The organism is Streptomyces sp. NPDC031497 (assembly GCF_055580905.1).
In genome coordinates this window covers 93,437-108,734 of sequence record NZ_JBVIKO010000024.1, presented here as the reverse complement: position 1 = coordinate 108,734, position 15,298 = coordinate 93,437, and the positions used below count along the sequence as shown (strand labels likewise).

Here is a 15,298-nt window from a genome sequence, read left to right as displayed (position 1 = left end):
TCACCACAACAGACAGTCACCCGCCATCCACCTCCTGCGACTTTGCCACCCTTTGCAATCTTTACCTTTCGCATAGCTTTTCTTTGTCATCACATGGGTGATGGCGAAGAAAAGGTGAGAGGTCGAAGAATCATGACGGTTCACAGACCCGTGTCACGACGACGCGGGCGGCCTTGGCACGGGGGAAGCGCTCGCTGGACAGCGGGCGGTATCGCCTTGGCCATGGCCATCACCCTCCTCGACGCGACGAGTTCGGGGGCGGCCGCACCGCCTCGCACCGCGGACGCGCCGAAGAAGCCGGCAACGGCCACCCAGGCAGTCGACATCCCTTCCGCCCGGGTCGCGGCGCGGCTGTCCGGCACGCGGGTGGAAGCGCTCTCGGAGCGCACCGAGACGTCGACGACGTGGGTGAACAAGGACGGCAGTCTCACCACGGAGATGGCTGCCGGCCCGGTCCGTTTCATGCGGGACGGCCAGTGGGTCGACGTCGATGTCGAATTGCGGGAAGCCGGCTCGGGCGTGGAGCCGGTCGCGCACCCGGAGGGCCTGCGGCTCGCGGGCAGGTCCGGGACCCCGGCGAAGTCCTTGAAGGCCGCGCGCGGGGCCAGGGCCACCGACCTTGTGACACTGGGCGAGGGCGACGAGCAGATCACCCTGCAGTGTGCTGGTTGCCACATGGGCGGGCTTGCTGTCGATGTGGCCGAGGCTGCATGCGTTGGACGTGACCGGCTGAACACCGCTGCCACCGGTGCTGGTTGAGGCGGCCAGGGGTTGTCAGTGGCTGGTGACAGGATCACCGGCATGGTTTTCGTACGCACTACTCCGCCGCGGCCCGTGGACGTGACCGCGGTCTTTCCCGAGCTGGCGCCGTTGGCGCGTCCTGCGATTCGGCTGCACCCTCGTCCCGGGTCGCCTTCGGTCGGGGAGAGCTCGGTCGGGGGGCCGTTGCTGTGGCCGGCTGAGGAGCCGTGGCCGCACTGTGAAGCCTCGCACCTGCACGTGGACAGCGGGTTCCGCCAGTCGCCGGCCGACGTGCGGCTCAAGAGACGCATGCAGGCCCGGTGGCACCGTGATCACAATGGCCGTGGGACAACGCCCGAGGAGGCGGCGGTCAAGGAGCGGAACGCCGCGATGCTCGCGGAGCGGCTCGCCGTCGGCCCTCCGCCCGCGGACTGCCCGGTCCCCATGCTGCCCGTGGCCCAGCTGTATCTGCGCGACATACCCCTGTTGCGGCCGCCCGGACAGGCCGATCTGCTCCAGGTTCTGTGGTGCCCCTACGACCACGATCCGCATCACAAGCCGGCGACCGCACTGTTCTGGCGGTCCGCCGCCGAGGTCGTCGACGTCCTCGCCACACCGCCCGAACCGTACGAGGTGAACGATGACGGCTATTTGCCGGAGCCGTGCGTGCTGGCACCGGAAGCGATCACCGAGTACCCCAACAGCCTCGATCTGAGCCCGCAGACGCTGCGGATGGTGGAGGACTGGAGCAGATGGCAGGCGGCCGGCGCCGACGTGGACAGCTCCGAGCACGCGGACTGTCCGCGGGACTTCTATGACGTCCATCTGGCAGACGCGCCTGGCTGGAAGGTCGGCGGCTGGCCTCCGTGGGGCCGCACCGATCCCTACCCCCGATACTGCACTGTCTGTGATGTGCGGATGGTCCCGCTGCTGACCATCGCCTCATTCGAATGGGACGGCGGTGAGGGACACAGCTGGGCGCCTTGCGAAGACCAGGCCGCCGCCTACGCCGCCAACACCGTCGGACGTTGCTGTGGCCAGAGCCCCTCGCAGCCGACCAAGGTCGAAGTCGGCAACACCGACAACATGCAGATCTACATCTGCCCGACCTCCCCCGAGCATCCGCACACCGACCTGATCCAATGAGGCCGGGCCGCACGACACCCTCGCACAGATCGCCGTCGGCTTCGGCATCTCGGTGGGCACCGCCCACGCCTACATCCGCAGGGTGGTCGACCTGCTCGCGGCCCGGGCATCCGGCCTGCTCAAGGTCCTGCGTGAAGCCGACCCGGACTTCGTCCTGCTCGACGGCACCCTCGCCGCGTGCGACCGCCTGGGCGATGGCCGGGCCGACTACTCCGCCAAACACCGACGCCACGGGGTGAACGTCCAGGTCGTGACCGACCCAGCCGGCCGGGTTCTGTGGTTTTCACCCGCCCTGCCGGGCCGGACCCACGACCTGACCGCGGCCCGCACCCACCGGATCATCCGGATCTGCGAACGCCAGGGCGTCCCGGTCCTCGCCGACCGCGCCTGCCTTGGAGCCGGCCCCTGGGTGACGACACCGGTCAGACGCCCACCCGGTCGTGACCTGTCACCGACCCAGCTCACCGTCAACCGCGCGCTGTCGGCAACACGGGCACCAGTCGAGCGAGGCGCGTGGCCCGCCTGAAGCCCTGGCGGATCTTCCATCACGCGCGCTGCAGCCCCAATCGAATGTCGTCAATCGCGGCTGCGGTCCTCACCCTGGAGCGGCAACGCTGAAAGAGCTCGTGGCCGACCCGCCATGTCCCGGCTGCTCTCTCGCTGCTCTCTCGCTGCTCAAAGGAAAACCATGGGCAGCTGAGTCAACGGTGGTGGCTCCGGAAGCTGTTCCCCGGTGGCGGCGCAGATCATACGGAAGGTCCTCGGGCACCGCTCCGAACCGTGTCCGTACCGTTCCGAAAGCAAAGGGGCCGACCGGAGATCCGGTCGGCCCCGCCCTGTTCGCCGGTGCTAGTGATGGCCGCCGTGGTCGTCCTCGCCGGCCTCCAGGAGGCCCGCCGCCGCACCCACGATCCGCGGGTCCGGGCTGCCGACGACCTCCTCGTCCTTGTTGGCGTAGTCGAAGCGGGCCAGGACGCTGCGCATGGCCTCGACCCGGGCGCGCTTCTTGTCGTTGCTCTTGACCACCGTCCAGGGGGCGTACTCGGTGTCCGTCTCCCGGAACATCGCCACCTTCGCGGCCGTGTAGTTGTCCCAGAGATCCAGCGAGGCCAGATCCATCGGGCTGAGCTTCCACTGCCGTACCGGGTCGACCTGGCGGATGGTGAAGCGGGTCCGCTGCTCGCTCTGCGAGACCGAGAACCAGAACTTCACCAGGTCCACCCCGTCGTCCACCAGCATCCGCTCGAACAGCGGGGCCTGGCGCATGAAGCGCCGGTACTCGTCGTCCGAGCAGAAGCCCATGACCCGCTCGACGCCGGCCCGGTTGTACCAGGACCGGTCGAAGAGGACGATCTCACCGGCCGTCGGGAGGTGTTCGACGTAGCGCTGGAAGTACCACTGGCCGCTCTCGCGTTCGCTGGGCTTCTCCAGCGCCACCACCCGCGCGCCACGGGGGTTCAGGTGCTCCGTGAAGCGCTTGATGGTGCCGCCCTTGCCGGCCGCGTCCCGTCCCTCGAAGACTATGACGATCCGGCGGCCGGTCTCCTTGATCCAGGTCTGCAGCTTCAGCAGTTCGATCTGCTGGAGCCGCTTGTGCCACTCGTACTCCTTGCGCTCCATGCGCTGCGGGTACGGGTAGTTCTCCCGCCAGGTGTCGATCGGGGATCCGTCCGGGCGGATGAGTACGGGGTCGTCCGGGTCGCTGTAGTCGACCTTCAGGTCGGCCAGGTCGGACAGCAGGTCCGGCGTCGTCATCCAGTCCTCCTCAGCGGCTCAGCGGGTCAGGGGTCAGTGGAACTGCGGGACGATCAGGTAGATGCCGTACGCCACCACCGCCAGGCAGGCGAGGAAGCACAGCCCCGCCTGGGCTGCGCCCACGGTGCTGGTGCCGCCCTGCTCCTTGACGCCCTCGTAACGGGCGAGCCCGAGGACACCGAGGGCGAAGACGACCACCACTGCGACTGTAACTCCGATGCTCACCGCGGTGACCTGCCCGAGTGCGGTCCAGTCGATACTCATGGGAACTCCCTCACTCAGGCGGCGGTGCCGACGTTGGACGGGGGCGTGGTGCGGAGGGCGACCTCGTGGCCGTCGTTGACGTTCTTCGCGTCGATCGGGTTGCGACGCGACAGCAGGACGATGCCCGCCGCGAGCGCGGCACCGACCAGCGCGACCACGACCGTGCCGAAGTTGCCGCCGTGCTTGACCGCGGCCGCGGAGATGCCGCCGACCAGCGCGGCACAGGGCAGGGTGATCAGCCAGGCGGCCACCATGCGGCCGGCGATGCCCCACCGGACCTCCGCGAGTTTCCGGCCGAGGCCCGCGCCGAGGATGGAACCGGAGGCGACCTGCGTGGTGGACAGGGCGAAGCCCATGTGCGCGGAGGTCAGGATGACGGCCGTGGAGGCGGTCTCCGCCGCGAAGCCCTGCGGGGACTGGATCTCGGTCAGACCCTTGCCCATGGTGCGGATGATCCGCCAGCCGCCGATGTAGGTGCCTAGGGCGATGGCGAGACCGGCGCTGAAGATCACCCAGACCGGCGGGCCGGCGTCGCCCGGGAGGGCGCCGACGGAGATCAGGGTCAGGGTGATGATGCCCATGGTCTTCTGGGCGTCGTTGGTGCCGTGCGCGAGCGAGACCAGCGAGGCCGAGCCGATCTGCCCGAGCCGGAAGCCCTTGGTCACGGAGGACTCGCGGCCGCGGGCGGTGAGTTTGTAGGCGCAGTACGTCGCGATCAGCGCCGCGACGCCCGCCACCACCGGCGAGGCGAACGCCGGGATGATGATCTTCTCGAGGACCTTTCCGAAGTTGACCGCGCCGGAGCCGGCGCCGACCCACACCGCGCCGATCAGTCCGCCGAACAGGGCGTGGGAGGAACTGGAGGGCAGTCCGACCAGCCAGGTCAGCAGATTCCAGAGGATCGCACCCACCAGCCCCGCGAAGATCATCGCTGGGGTCACCTTGGCGTCGTTCACAATGCCGCCGGAGATCGTCTTGGCGACCTCCGTCGAGAGGAAAGCTCCGACCAGGTTCAGCACACCGCTGATCAGAACGGCTGTCTTCGGCTTGAGCGCGCCGGTCGCGATGGACGTGGCCATTGCGTTCGCCGTGTCATGGAACCCGTTGGTGAAGTCGAAAGCAAGTGCAGTGACGATCACGACCGCCACGAGGAACGTGATGTGGTCCATTCCTTTATGCAAACAAGCGCGGACCAATTGCGCGAGAACCGGAGGCAAACGAAGGTTCAAGAACAAGGCTGGTCCGTGTGGGGGATGTGCATGCCATGCTGAGGCCATGACCCTGGAGGACCTGAGGCGGCTGCGCCGGGCGCGCGACCGCATGGACCGCGAGTACGCCGAGCCGCTCGACATGACCGAGCTCGCCAGGACGGCCCTCATGTCCCCGGGACACTTCCAGCGCAGCTTCCGCAAGGCCTTCGGGGAGACGCCGTACAGCTACCTCATGACCCGCCGGGTCGAACGGGCCAAGGCGCTGCTGCGGCGCGGTGACCTCACGGTCACGGACGTGTGCATGGCCGTCGGCTGTACGTCGCTGGGGTCCTTCAGCTCACGCTTCACCGAGCTGGTCGGGGAGACGCCGAGCGCGTACCGGGCGCGGGACCACGAGGAGAGCACGGTGATCCCGTCCTGTGTGGCCCGTACGTTCACCAGGCCCCGTCGCCGTCCGTACTGACCAGGTCGCTTTCCGCTGTCCCGGCCCTACACTGGCCGTCAAGGTCGACACCGTCGCCCGGCAACGTCTGTGCACGCGTCGGGCAAGGTCGGTGCACGTATCGGGGGGAACCTTGGCAACCGCGATCATCTCTGTCCTGAGCCCCGCCCCGGTCACGGACGCCGAGTCCCTGACCGACTGGCTGAGCGGCGAGCCGGCGCTCGCCGGCAAGGTCCGGCTGACCGGGGGCGCCCCGGCCGAGGGCCGGCTGGGCGTCCCGCTCGACACGGTGTCCGTGCTGCTGGGCGCGGGCGGCCCGCTCACCGTGCTCGCCTCCTGTCTGCGCGCCTGGATCACCCAGCCGCGCCGCAGCGACGTGAAACTGAGCGTCAGGCACGAGCGCGGGCCGGCCGTCGAGATCGACGCCAAGCGGGTCAGCCGCGAGGACGTCGAACAGCTCCTGCGGCAGGCCCTGGAGGAGCGGCCGGAACAGGGCGGGTGACATGCGCCTCCCCGACCCCCACCGCTCCCGGGTCGTCCTGATCGGCGCCAGCCGCTACTCCGACCCGGCACTGCCCGACCTGCCGGCCGTCGAGCGGACCGTCGCCGATCTCGCCGGGCTGCTCACCGAGCCCTTGTACCGGCTCGTCCCCGAGAGCCACTGCACGGTCCTGCTCGACGACGGCGACCTGCGCACGGTCGGCGACCGGCTGCGCTCCGCCGTCGCCGAGGCCGAGGACCTCCTGCTGGTCTACTACGCCGGTCACGGACTGGTCGCCGGCCGCCGCCACGCCCTGTACCTGGCGCTGCCGGACAGCCGCTGGGAGGCGCCCGAGTTCAACTCCCTGGAGTACGACAAGCTGCGCGACGCCGTCCTGGACTCCCCCGCCGAGACCAAGGTGGTCGTCCTCGACTGCTGCTTCTCCGGCCGGGCCGTCGGCGACTCGCTCAGCGGCGACACCGGGCGGATCGACCGGCTGGAGGTGGCCGGCACCTACGTCCTGACCTCCGCCCAGCGCGACCAGGTCGCCCTCGCCCTCCCCGACGAGGAACACACCGCGTTCTCCGGCCGGTTGATACGACTACTGCGCGAAGGGGTGGTCGGCGGGCCCGAGTTGCTCACGATCGACGACCTCTACCGCCGCCTGAGCGCCATCATGGCCGCCGAGGGCCTGCCCACCCCGCGCAACCGGGGCGCCGGCACCGCCAGTTCGATCGCCCTGGGCATCAACCGCGCGTTCGGCGCCACCGCCGGACCCGAGCTGCGCCGCCGCCACACGGCCGCGGTCGAGCAGGGCCGGTCCGGGGACTGGACGGGGGCCGCCGCGCTGCTCCGGGAGATCGTCGACGAGCAGACCCGGATCCTGGGCGCCGAGCACGAGGACACCCTGCGCGGCCGCCAGTCCCACGCGCACAGCCTCGGCGGCGCCGGCAGTCCCGTGGAGGCGGCCGGGCTGCTGCGCCGGCTCCTCGCCGAACAGCTGCGGCTGCTCGGCCCCGACCACGAGGACACCCTGCGCACCCGGCAGTTCCTCGCCGTCAACCTCGGCGAGGCGGGACACCGGGAGGAGGCGGTCGGGATGCTCCGGGTGCTGCTCGCGGACCGGGGGCGGGTGCTGGGCACGGAGCATCCGCACACACTGCGGACCCGGCATCTGCTGGCCCGCAACCTGGCGTTCACGGGCGGCCGGGAGGAGGCCCTGGCGCTGCTGCGGGAGGTGGTGGCGGTGCGGGAACGGCTGCTGGGCGCGGAGCACCCGCACACCCGAAGGGCCCGGGCGGACCTGGCGGGGGTGAGCCATGTACGAGAGGTTCGGTGACCGGGCGCGGGAGGTCGTCGACCTCGCCCGCGAGGAGGCACGGGCGCTCAAGCACTGGTACGTCGAGTCCGGGCATGTCCTGCTGGCGCTGCTCGTCGCGGACGAGACCGAGGTCGTACGACTGCTCGGCACCCCCGCCGAAGGGCTGCGCGCGGCGCTGACCACGGCCCTGGGCAGGGGCACGGCCGAACCGGGGGACCACCTGCCGCTGACCGGTGAGGCCACCGCCGTCCTCGAACGGGCACCCCAGGAGGCCGACCGGCTCGGTCACCGGCTCGTACAGCCCGTTCACATCCTGCTGGCGCTGCTGGCCACCGCGCACACCCTGCCGGCGGACATCCTCACGGAACACCAGGTCGACCCCGGGCGGATCCACGCGTCCTTCATCGCCCCGGACTCCCTCCCCCGGGACCCGGCCACCCTCTCCGTGTTGGCGTCCCTCACCCGGGATCCGGCCGCCGGTGCCATGCCCGTCATCGGCCGCGCCACCGAGATCGACCGGGTCCTGCGCACCCTCACCCGCCGCGACCGCCGGGTCCCGCTCCTCACCGGCCCGCCCGGCGTGGGCAAGGAGGCCGTGGCCGTGGGGGTCGCCCGGGCCGTCGGCGAGGGCCGGGTACCGGACGCCCTCCTCGGCCACCGGGTCCGCGCGCTCGACCTGAGTGCCGTCCTGACCGACCCCCATCACCGTGCCCGCGGCACCGCCCTGATCGCCGACCTCCTCACCGAGGTCAAGGAGAGCACCGGCCTGATCCTCTACCTGAACGGCGCCCTCACCCCCCTGCACCTGCCCGAGGGCGCCACCACCCCCCTCGGCCTGCTCCGCCCGCTCCTGGCGGCCCCGGGTGTCCTGGTCTTCGGCGACTGCGGCCCCAGGGACTACGACCGCCGGGACCCCGACCCCGGCCTCGACCGCCTCGTCCAGCCCGTCCCGCTCGAAGAGCCGCCCGCCGCCGACGTGCGCGAGATCCTCCGCGCCGGACGGGCCGGCCTTGAGGAGCACCACACGGTGACACTCACCGACGAGGCCCTGGCGGCGGCCGCCGCCCTCGCCCACGAACACGTGCCCGACCGGGCGCTGCCGGGCTCGGCGTTCGACCTTCTGGACGAGGCGGCGGCCCTGGCCCGGACCCACGCGGCCCGTGCGGACACACCCCCGGACGGCGCGCTGACCGTCACGGCCGCCCATGTCAGCCAGGCCCTCGCCACCACCTCGGGCATCCGCACCCCGGCCCCCACCGCTCAGGCCGGCCCGCCCCCCGGCCACGATCCCTACGTCTGGGCCATGAGCTGAGTCCCTGAGCCGATCCGGCACGCCCGGCCGTTTCCTCCTAGCCTGACCCCATGGACGTAAAACTCGCGCAGTGTTTCATCGCCGTCGACGACCATGACAAGGCCCTGGCCTTCTACCGGGACGTCCTCGGTCTGGAGGTCCACAACGACGTGGCGTTCGAGGGGATGCGCTGGGTGACCGTCGGGTCGCCCCAGCAGCCGGGCGTGGAGATCGTGCTGGAGCCGCCCGGCGCCAACCCGGACGCCTCCCCCGCCGACCGGCAGGCCATGGCCGAGCTGCTCGCCAAGGGCATGCTGCGCGGGGTGATCTTCTCCACCACCGACTGCGACGCGCTCTACGAGCGGGTGCGGGAACACGGCGGTGACGTGATCCAGGAGCCGACGGACCAGCACTGGGGCGTCCGGGACTGCGCGTTCCGGGACCCGGCGGGCAACCTGCTGCGTTTCACGGAACGCCGCGACCAGTAGCCGCGCCTTTACGATCCCGTCCATGACCATCCGCTGGACGTACGCCTTCGCCGACCGCCCCGCCGCGCACCTCGCGGCCGCCCAGGCCTTCTGGACGGCCGTCACCGGCACCTTCCTCTCCGCGCCCCGCGGGGAGAACGACGAGTTCGTGACGCTGCTGCCGGCCACCGGCGTCGACGCCTGCGTCAAGCTCCAGGGCGTCGACTCGGGCCCCGGCGGAGCCCACCTGGACCTCTGCGTGGAGGACGTGCCGGGCCTGGTGAAGCAGGCCCGGGAACTCGGCGCCGAACCGGTCGCCGAGCACGGGGGCTGGGCCGTACTGCGCTCGCCCGCCGGGCAGTTGTGGTGCGCGGTGCCCTGGCAGGGGGAGTCGGTACGGCCCCCGGTCGCCGCGGGCAGCCGGCTCGACCAGGTCAGCCTCGACATCCCGCCGTCCGCGTACGAGACGGAGACCGCGTTCTGGGCGGAGCTGACCGGCTGGGAGCTGCTGACCGGTGCGCTGCCGGAGTTCCGGGTGCTCAGGCCACCGGCCGGGCTGCCCGTGCGGATCCTGCTCCAGCGGCTGGCCGACGAACGGCCCGCCGCCGCCCATCTCGACCTGGCCTGCGCGGACATCGTGGCGACCCGGGCCCGGCACGAGGAGCTCGGCGCCGTCCATGTGGCCGACGGGCGGCACTGGACGGTCCTGCGCGACCCGGCGGGCGGCATCTACTGCCTGACCGGCCGGGACCCGGAGACCGGCGGACTTCCGGGCCGGGGCTGAGCGCTCCGCTGGAAGTGCCGTGCTCGGCCGTCGCCCGACCGCGGCACCGTCGTCGCCGGTCGGGCGGTTCCTCCCCCAAGCCGAAGGCCGGGGGTACCCCCAGCGCCCCTTCGGGGCACGGCCGAACCGCAGCGGACTTCACCAGCCCTGCTCAGCCCCAGGGCTCCACGTCCACCACGGCCGTGACCGGGATCGGCCCGTACACGTGCGGGAACTCCTCGCCGCCCGGCTCCGCCGCCTCCCACTTCACCGGTACGCCGACCCGGGCCGGGTCCACGACCAGTACCACCAGCTCGTCCGGGCCGTCGTAGGAGCCGTACAAGAAGGCGGCTATGCGCGGGAGTTGGTCGCGGGTGGAGCAGTGGATGAAGCCCTCCTCCCGGAGGGTGCGGCCGCGGGTGGACAGCTCGTAGGAGCCCCGCGCGCGGGCCTCCTCCCACAGGGAGCGCTCGGTGATGTGCAGGATGTTCGGAAGTCCGGTCATGTGACGACGCTAGGGCCTCGGTGCGCTACTCGCTCAGGGTTTCTTCCCCGCGGATTCGGGCGGCGGGGACCGGGGCGGCGACTGCGGTGAGGCCCGCTCTGCCGCGCCGTTGGTGGCGCAGTCGGGATTACGGCAGGGACCGGGACCCCAGACGGGAACCCACGCGCCCAGCGTCTTGTGCCGACGCACCACTCTCTCGACGGCCTGCCCGCACTCCGGACAAACCCGGTCCTGGCTGTCCATATCCCCAGCCTAGGCCGAAACGGAGATCTCCGGGATCCGAAGGAACCCGGAGATCCCGGCGGAGCCCGGCAAAAGGCGGCGCCCCGCACAGCGTGGAGGGCGGCGGGCCCGCGCTCGGTGGAAAACGGCGGCCGCACTCCGTGGCAAACGGCGAGCCCCGCACACCGTGGGGATGTGCGGGACCCGTCGGGCCGGAGCCCCCGGGGGCCGTGCGGGGTCAGGAGCCGCACGGTTCCGGGGGCTCCGGGGTCTTCACCTGCTGCGCCGGGTCACGAACTCGGCGAGCGCGAGCAGACCGCCGGCCGACTCGGGGCCGGGTACGGCACGGGCGAGCTCCTGCATCGCCCGGGCCATCCGGTCGGCCGCCTCGGCCTGCGCCCAGTCGCGGCCGCCCGCCCGCTCCACGGCCAGTGCCGTACGCGCGATCTCGTCGGCGTCGGCCCGCACCCGCGGCCTGGCGTACAGCTCGGCGAGCTCGTCCGCGGCCGGGGTGCCGGAGGTGAGGGCCGCGACGACCGGCAGGGACTTCTTGCGGGCCGCCAGGTCCGCGCCGGCCGGTTTGCCGGTGCGCCGTGGATCACCCCATATGCCAATGACGTCGTCGATCAGCTGGAAGGCGAGCCCGGCCTGCCGGCCGAAGCCGTCGAGCGCCGCCACCTCCTCCGCCGCCGCGCCCGCGTACAGCGCGCCCAGGGCGCAGGCGGAGCCGAGCAGCGCCCCGGTCTTGGCCTCGGCCATGACGAGCACCTCGTCGAGGGTGACCTCGCCGGGGGCCCGGTCCTCCATGGCCGTGTCCGCGTGCTGACCGGCGCACAGTTCGAGGACGCACTGGGCGAGCCGGGCGGCGGCCGGGCCGGACGCCGGGTGCGGGTCCTCGGCCAGCAGCCGCAGGGCCAGCGCCTGGAGGGCGTCCCCGGCGAGGATCGCGTCGGCGTCGCCGAACACGGTCCACGCCGTGGGCCGGTGGCGGCGGGAGGTGTCCCGGTCCATGACGTCGTCGTGCAGCAGCGTGAAGTTGTGCACCAGCTCCACGGCGGCCGCGGCCCGTACGGCGGCCGCGCGGGCTGCCGGTCCGCCGAGCGCCTCGGCGGCGGCGAGGACCAGGGCGGGCCGGATGGCCTTCCCCGCGTCGCCGGCCGTCGGAGTGCCGTCCGCCTGCTCCCACCCGAAGTGGTAGCGCGCGATCCGCCGCATCGAACCGGGCAACGAGTCGACGGCCGCGTGCAGTTCGGGGTAGACGGAGGCCCTGGCCCGCTCCAGTATGGCCGTCGCCTCGGCTCCTTCGAGGGACTCGGACCTCTCCGGCGCCACCCCCGTGGCACGCTGCTGCCGCTCCGTCACGAACTCGGCCATGGCCTCCCCTTCGCGGAGTGCGCATACGGTGGCGTCTCCGCCCCGGCTCGGCACGTACCCCGAGGATGTACCCGCCCCGGAGGGCGGGAACACGGCCGCCAAGTGCGGAAACGTCACCTCCAGCGGCCGATCTCGACGTTCTCCAGCACGCCGAGCGCGTCGGGGACCAGGACGGCCGCCGAGTAGTAGGCCGTGACCAGGTAGTTGATGATGGCCTGCTCGTTGATGCCCATGAAGCGCACCGAGAGGCTCGGCTCGATCTCGTCGGGGATCCCGGACTGGCGCAGCCCGATGACACCCTGGTCCGCCTCGCCGGTACGCATGGCGATGATCGACGTGGTCCGGGCATCGGAGACCGGGATCTTGTTGCACGGGTAGATCGGGACCCCGCGCCAGGTCGGGATGCGGTTGCCGCCGACCTCGACGGACTCGGGGACCAGTCCGCGCTTGTTGAGCTCACGGCCGAAGGCGGCGATCGCGCGCGGGTGGGCGAGGAAGAGCTTGGTGCCGCGGCGGCGGCTGAGCAGCTCGTCCATGTCGTCCGGGCTGGGTACGCCATCGTGCGGCTGCAGCCGCTGGTCGTACTGGCAGTTGCTGAGGAGACCGAACTCCGCGTTGTTGATCAGCTCGTGCTCCTGGCGCTCCTTCAACGCCTCGACGGTGAGCCGGAGCTGATGCTCGGTCTGGTTCATCGGCTGGTTGTAGAGGTCGGCGACCCGGGTGTGGATGCGCAGCACGGTCTGGGCGATGCTCAGCTCGTACTCGCGCGGCCGGGCCTCGTAGTCGACGAAGGTGTGCGGGATCTCGGGCTCGCCGCTGTGGCCGGCCGCGAGGGCGACCTCCTTCTCGCCGAACTTGTTGGTGCGCTGCTCGGGGATCGCGCGCAGCTGCTGAAGGTGCTCGCGCAGCGAGTCGGCGCGCTCCGCGACCTGCTCGAAGTCCTGCCGGGACAGGGTCAGCACGGTGCAGGCCGTGTCCGCGCGGGCGGTGTACTCCCAGATGGCGTCCGGGTCGATCAGGCCCTGCTCGCCGAAGTGCGCGCCGTCGCCGAGGACGCCGAGCACCGCGTCGTCACCGTACGGGCCGGTGCCGATCTTCTCGACACGGCCGTGGGCCAGCAGATAGACCTCCTCCGCCTGGTTGCCGAACGAGGCGATGACCTCGCCCGCCGCGAAGTCGCGCTGCCGGCATCGCTGGGCCAGCTCCCCCAGTACCTCCTGGTCCTCGTACGACCGCAGGATGGGCAGCTCGCCCAGCTCCGCGGGGATGACCTCGACCCGGTCGCCGGTCTTCAGGAACGTGATACGGCCGTCGCCGACCGTGTAGGTGAGCCGCCGGTTCACTCGGTACGTGCCGCCCTGGACATCGACCCAGGGCAGCGTCCGCAGCAGCCAGCGGGAGCTGATCTCCTGCATCTGGGGCGCGGACTTGGTCGTGGTGGCCAGGTTCCGCGCGGCCGCCGTGTCCAGAGACTGCTGCGGCTTGCCCTGATCCGTGCGGACCTCTTCGCCTACCGACATAAGGAAATGCCCTCCCATACCTGCGCGGACGCCGAACTGCCCGCGCATCGGTCTCACCGGCCACCCTGTCATCACAGACCGTGCTCGGGCCATTACCCGAAAGAGCGGGAATAGATCATCGGACACATGGGCATGCCGGGCGAATATCCGCTCACCTGACCTGCGATATGACGACTTGTCCGGATCGACTCGCACGCGATCCGAACACCTTCGTGGGGGCTGGTCCGGAGCCCGCGCCTTCGGTAGAAGTTCCGGCACAAGCAAGACAAAAGCGAAGGAGGCGGTCATGGCCCCACCCATGTCCGCGGGCGCTTTCCTCGACGCGTTGCGGAACGAGGGCGTCACGGTCGTCGAGGTCGACGACTGGAGAGAACACAACCGGAACCACAAGGGCCCCTGGGGCCCCGTCCACGGCGTGATGATCCACCACACGGTGACCCACGGCACCGAAAACACGGTCCGGATCTGCTACGACGGCCGCCCCGGCCTCCCCGGCCCGCTGTGCCACGGAGTCATCGCCAAGGACGGCACGGTCCACCTCGTCGGCCATGGCCGCGCCAACCACGCGGGACTGGGCGACGACGACGTCCTGCGTGCCGTGATCGCCGAGAAGGCCCTGCCCCAGGCCAACGAGGCGAACACCGACGGCAACCGGCACTTCTACGGCTTCGAGTGCGAGAACCTGGGCGACGGCGAGGACCCCTGGCCCGAGGCCCAGCTGGAGGCGATCGAGAAGGTGGCCGCGGCGGTGTGCCGGCGGCACGGCTGGTCCGAGCGGTCGGTGCTCGGCCACGCGGAGTGGCAGCCCGGGAAGGTGGACCCCCGCGGCTTCACCATGGGCTGGCTGCGCGAGCGCGTCCGGGACCGCCTGAAGTGAGCCCCGGTGCGCACTCCGGGCGACAATGACGGCGTGACCAGCGCCGACATACTTTCGCCCCGGCTCCCGTCTCCCCTTGAGGAGGTGACCGACGACCGGTTCGCCCGCCAGGGCGTCCGGCTCCTCCTCAAGCGGGACGACCTGATCCACCCGGAGCTGATCGGCAACAAGTGGCGCAAGCTGGTCCCGAACATCGAGGCGGCGGCCGGACGGCCGGTGCTCACCTTCGGCGGGGCGTACTCCAACCATCTGCGGGCGACGGCCGCGGCCGGGCGCCTGCTCGGTTTTCCGACGGTGGGCGTGGTCCGGGGCGAGGAGCTGGCCGCCCGGCCGCTGAACCCCTCGCTGGAGCGGTGCGCGGCCGACGGCATGCGTCTGCACTTCGTCGACAGGTCGACGTACCGGCGCAAGACCGAACCGGAGGTGCTGGCCGCTCTGGCGCGGGCGGCAGGAGCCGAGGACGCGTATGTCGTGCCGGAGGGCGGCAGCAACGCGGCGGCGGTACGCGGGTGCCGGGCCCTCGGCGAGGAGCTGCGCGGGCGGGCCGACCTGGTGGCGATCGCGTGCGGAACCGGGGGCACGCTGGCCGGGCTCGCCGCCGGGCTGGACGCGGGACAGCGGGCGCTGGGGGTGCCGGTGCTGCGGGGCGGGTTCCTGGCGGGGGAGACGGAGCGGCTCCAGCGGGAGGCGTTCGGGGGACGGCGGGGTGACTGGTCGCTGGACGAGCGGTTCCACTTCGGCGGGTACGCGCGGACGACGCCCGGACTCGACGGCTTCGCCCGGGATTTCGAGGACCGGCACGGGCTGGCGGTGGAGCGGCTGTATGTCGCCAAATTGCTGTATGGGCTTGTCGAGCTGGCGGCGGCGGGCGCGTGGCGGCGCGGGACCCGGGTGGCGGCGGTCGTCACCGCCTGACCA

Annotated in this window: 16 protein-coding genes and 2 pseudogenes; 11 read left to right on the top strand and 7 right to left on the bottom strand. The window is 71.6% G+C overall.

What is annotated here, in order from left to right:
• Nucleotides 1–222 precede the first annotated feature (222 nt).
• From ACZ5K7_RS37215 to ACZ5K7_RS37205, 3 genes and pseudogenes are all read left to right on the top strand, one after another.
• Nucleotides 223–669: pseudogene (locus tag ACZ5K7_RS37215) on the top strand (hypothetical protein); the annotation flags it as partial.
• A gap of 132 nt (nt 670–801) precedes the next feature.
• Complete coding sequence (locus ACZ5K7_RS37210) at nt 802–1,887, top strand: hypothetical protein (protein ID WP_468920889.1); 1,086 nt, start codon at nt 802–804, stop codon at nt 1,885–1,887.
• A gap of 10 nt (nt 1,888–1,897) precedes the next feature.
• Nucleotides 1,898–2,505, top strand: a pseudogene (locus tag ACZ5K7_RS37205) (transposase); the annotation flags it as partial.
• A 231-nt stretch (nt 2,506–2,736) separates the two neighbouring features.
• Here ACZ5K7_RS37205 and ppk2 read toward each other — a convergent pair.
• Genes ppk2 through ACZ5K7_RS37190 form a run of 3 tightly spaced genes read right to left on the bottom strand, consistent with a single transcriptional unit; the run spans nt 2,737 to nt 5,075 of the window.
• Nucleotides 2,737–3,642, bottom strand: a complete 906-nt coding sequence (gene ppk2 / locus ACZ5K7_RS37200; protein ID WP_351705030.1) for a polyphosphate kinase 2 — start codon at nt 3,640–3,642, stop codon at nt 2,737–2,739.
• 33 nt (nt 3,643–3,675) lie between these two features.
• Nucleotides 3,676–3,906 (bottom strand): hypothetical protein, encoded by a 231-nt coding sequence (locus ACZ5K7_RS37195; protein WP_351705027.1) that lies wholly within the window; start codon nt 3,904–3,906, stop codon nt 3,676–3,678.
• A 14-nt stretch (nt 3,907–3,920) separates the two neighbouring features.
• Nucleotides 3,921–5,075 carry an inorganic phosphate transporter gene (locus ACZ5K7_RS37190; RefSeq protein WP_468920885.1) on the bottom strand — a complete coding sequence of 385 codons (1,155 nt, stop codon included), beginning with the start codon at nt 5,073–5,075 and terminating at the stop codon, nt 3,921–3,923.
• Between the two features lie 106 nt (nt 5,076–5,181).
• On the opposite strand from ACZ5K7_RS37190, the gene ACZ5K7_RS37185 reads away from it, so the two are divergent.
• The 6 genes from ACZ5K7_RS37185 (at nt 5,182) to ACZ5K7_RS37160 (ending at nt 9,903) form a co-directional block, all read left to right on the top strand.
• Entirely contained in the window at nt 5,182–5,580 is a 399-nt protein-coding gene (locus ACZ5K7_RS37185; RefSeq protein WP_351705021.1) for a helix-turn-helix transcriptional regulator, read from the top strand.
• 112 nt (nt 5,581–5,692) lie between these two features.
• A complete protein-coding gene (locus tag ACZ5K7_RS37180; protein ID WP_468920882.1) occupies nt 5,693–6,061 on the top strand; it encodes an effector-associated constant component EACC1 in 369 nt (122 codons plus the stop codon).
• A gap of 1 nt (nt 6,062) precedes the next feature.
• Nucleotides 6,063–7,379, top strand: coding sequence for a caspase family protein (locus ACZ5K7_RS37175; RefSeq protein ID WP_468920879.1), 1,317 nt, complete (start codon nt 6,063–6,065; stop codon nt 7,377–7,379).
• On the top strand, nt 7,360–8,673 hold the full coding sequence (locus ACZ5K7_RS37170; RefSeq protein WP_468920876.1) for a Clp protease N-terminal domain-containing protein: 1,314 nt from the start codon (nt 7,360–7,362) through the stop codon (nt 8,671–8,673). The genes ACZ5K7_RS37175 and ACZ5K7_RS37170 overlap by 20 nt, the downstream gene beginning before the upstream one ends.
• A 50-nt stretch (nt 8,674–8,723) precedes the next feature.
• Nucleotides 8,724–9,140, top strand: a complete 417-nt coding sequence (locus tag ACZ5K7_RS37165) for a VOC family protein (RefSeq protein ID WP_351705006.1) — start codon at nt 8,724–8,726, stop codon at nt 9,138–9,140.
• 22 nt (nt 9,141–9,162) lie between these two features.
• Entirely contained in the window at nt 9,163–9,903 is a 741-nt protein-coding gene (locus tag ACZ5K7_RS37160) for a VOC family protein (RefSeq protein ID WP_351705003.1), read from the top strand.
• Nucleotides 9,904–10,054: 151 nt separating this feature from the next.
• On the opposite strand, the gene ACZ5K7_RS37155 is transcribed toward ACZ5K7_RS37160, so the two are convergent.
• The 4 genes from ACZ5K7_RS37155 to ACZ5K7_RS37140 form a co-directional block, all read right to left on the bottom strand.
• On the bottom strand, nt 10,055–10,387 hold the full coding sequence (locus tag ACZ5K7_RS37155) for a DUF952 domain-containing protein (protein WP_351705000.1): 333 nt from the start codon (nt 10,385–10,387) through the stop codon (nt 10,055–10,057).
• Between the two features lie 33 nt (nt 10,388–10,420).
• Complete coding sequence (locus ACZ5K7_RS37150) at nt 10,421–10,630, bottom strand: hypothetical protein (protein WP_351704997.1); 210 nt, start codon at nt 10,628–10,630, stop codon at nt 10,421–10,423.
• 252 nt (nt 10,631–10,882) lie between these two features.
• A complete protein-coding gene (locus tag ACZ5K7_RS37145; RefSeq protein WP_468920871.1) occupies nt 10,883–11,983 on the bottom strand; it encodes a family 2 encapsulin nanocompartment cargo protein polyprenyl transferase in 1,101 nt (366 codons plus the stop codon).
• 113 nt (nt 11,984–12,096) lie between these two features.
• Entirely contained in the window at nt 12,097–13,503 is a 1,407-nt protein-coding gene (locus ACZ5K7_RS37140; protein WP_351704991.1) for a family 2B encapsulin nanocompartment shell protein, read from the bottom strand.
• A gap of 286 nt (nt 13,504–13,789) precedes the next feature.
• Between ACZ5K7_RS37140 and ACZ5K7_RS37135 the strand changes: the two genes are divergently transcribed.
• Together ACZ5K7_RS37135 and ACZ5K7_RS37130 are read left to right on the top strand one after the other, a co-directional pair.
• Nucleotides 13,790–14,380, top strand: a complete 591-nt coding sequence (locus ACZ5K7_RS37135; protein ID WP_468920868.1) for an N-acetylmuramoyl-L-alanine amidase — start codon at nt 13,790–13,792, stop codon at nt 14,378–14,380.
• Nucleotides 14,381–14,413: 33 nt separating this feature from the next.
• Nucleotides 14,414–15,295 carry a 1-aminocyclopropane-1-carboxylate deaminase/D-cysteine desulfhydrase gene (locus ACZ5K7_RS37130; RefSeq protein ID WP_351704985.1) on the top strand — a complete coding sequence of 294 codons (882 nt, stop codon included), beginning with the start codon at nt 14,414–14,416 and terminating at the stop codon, nt 15,293–15,295.
• The last annotated feature ends 3 nt before the right edge of the window (nt 15,296–15,298 follow it).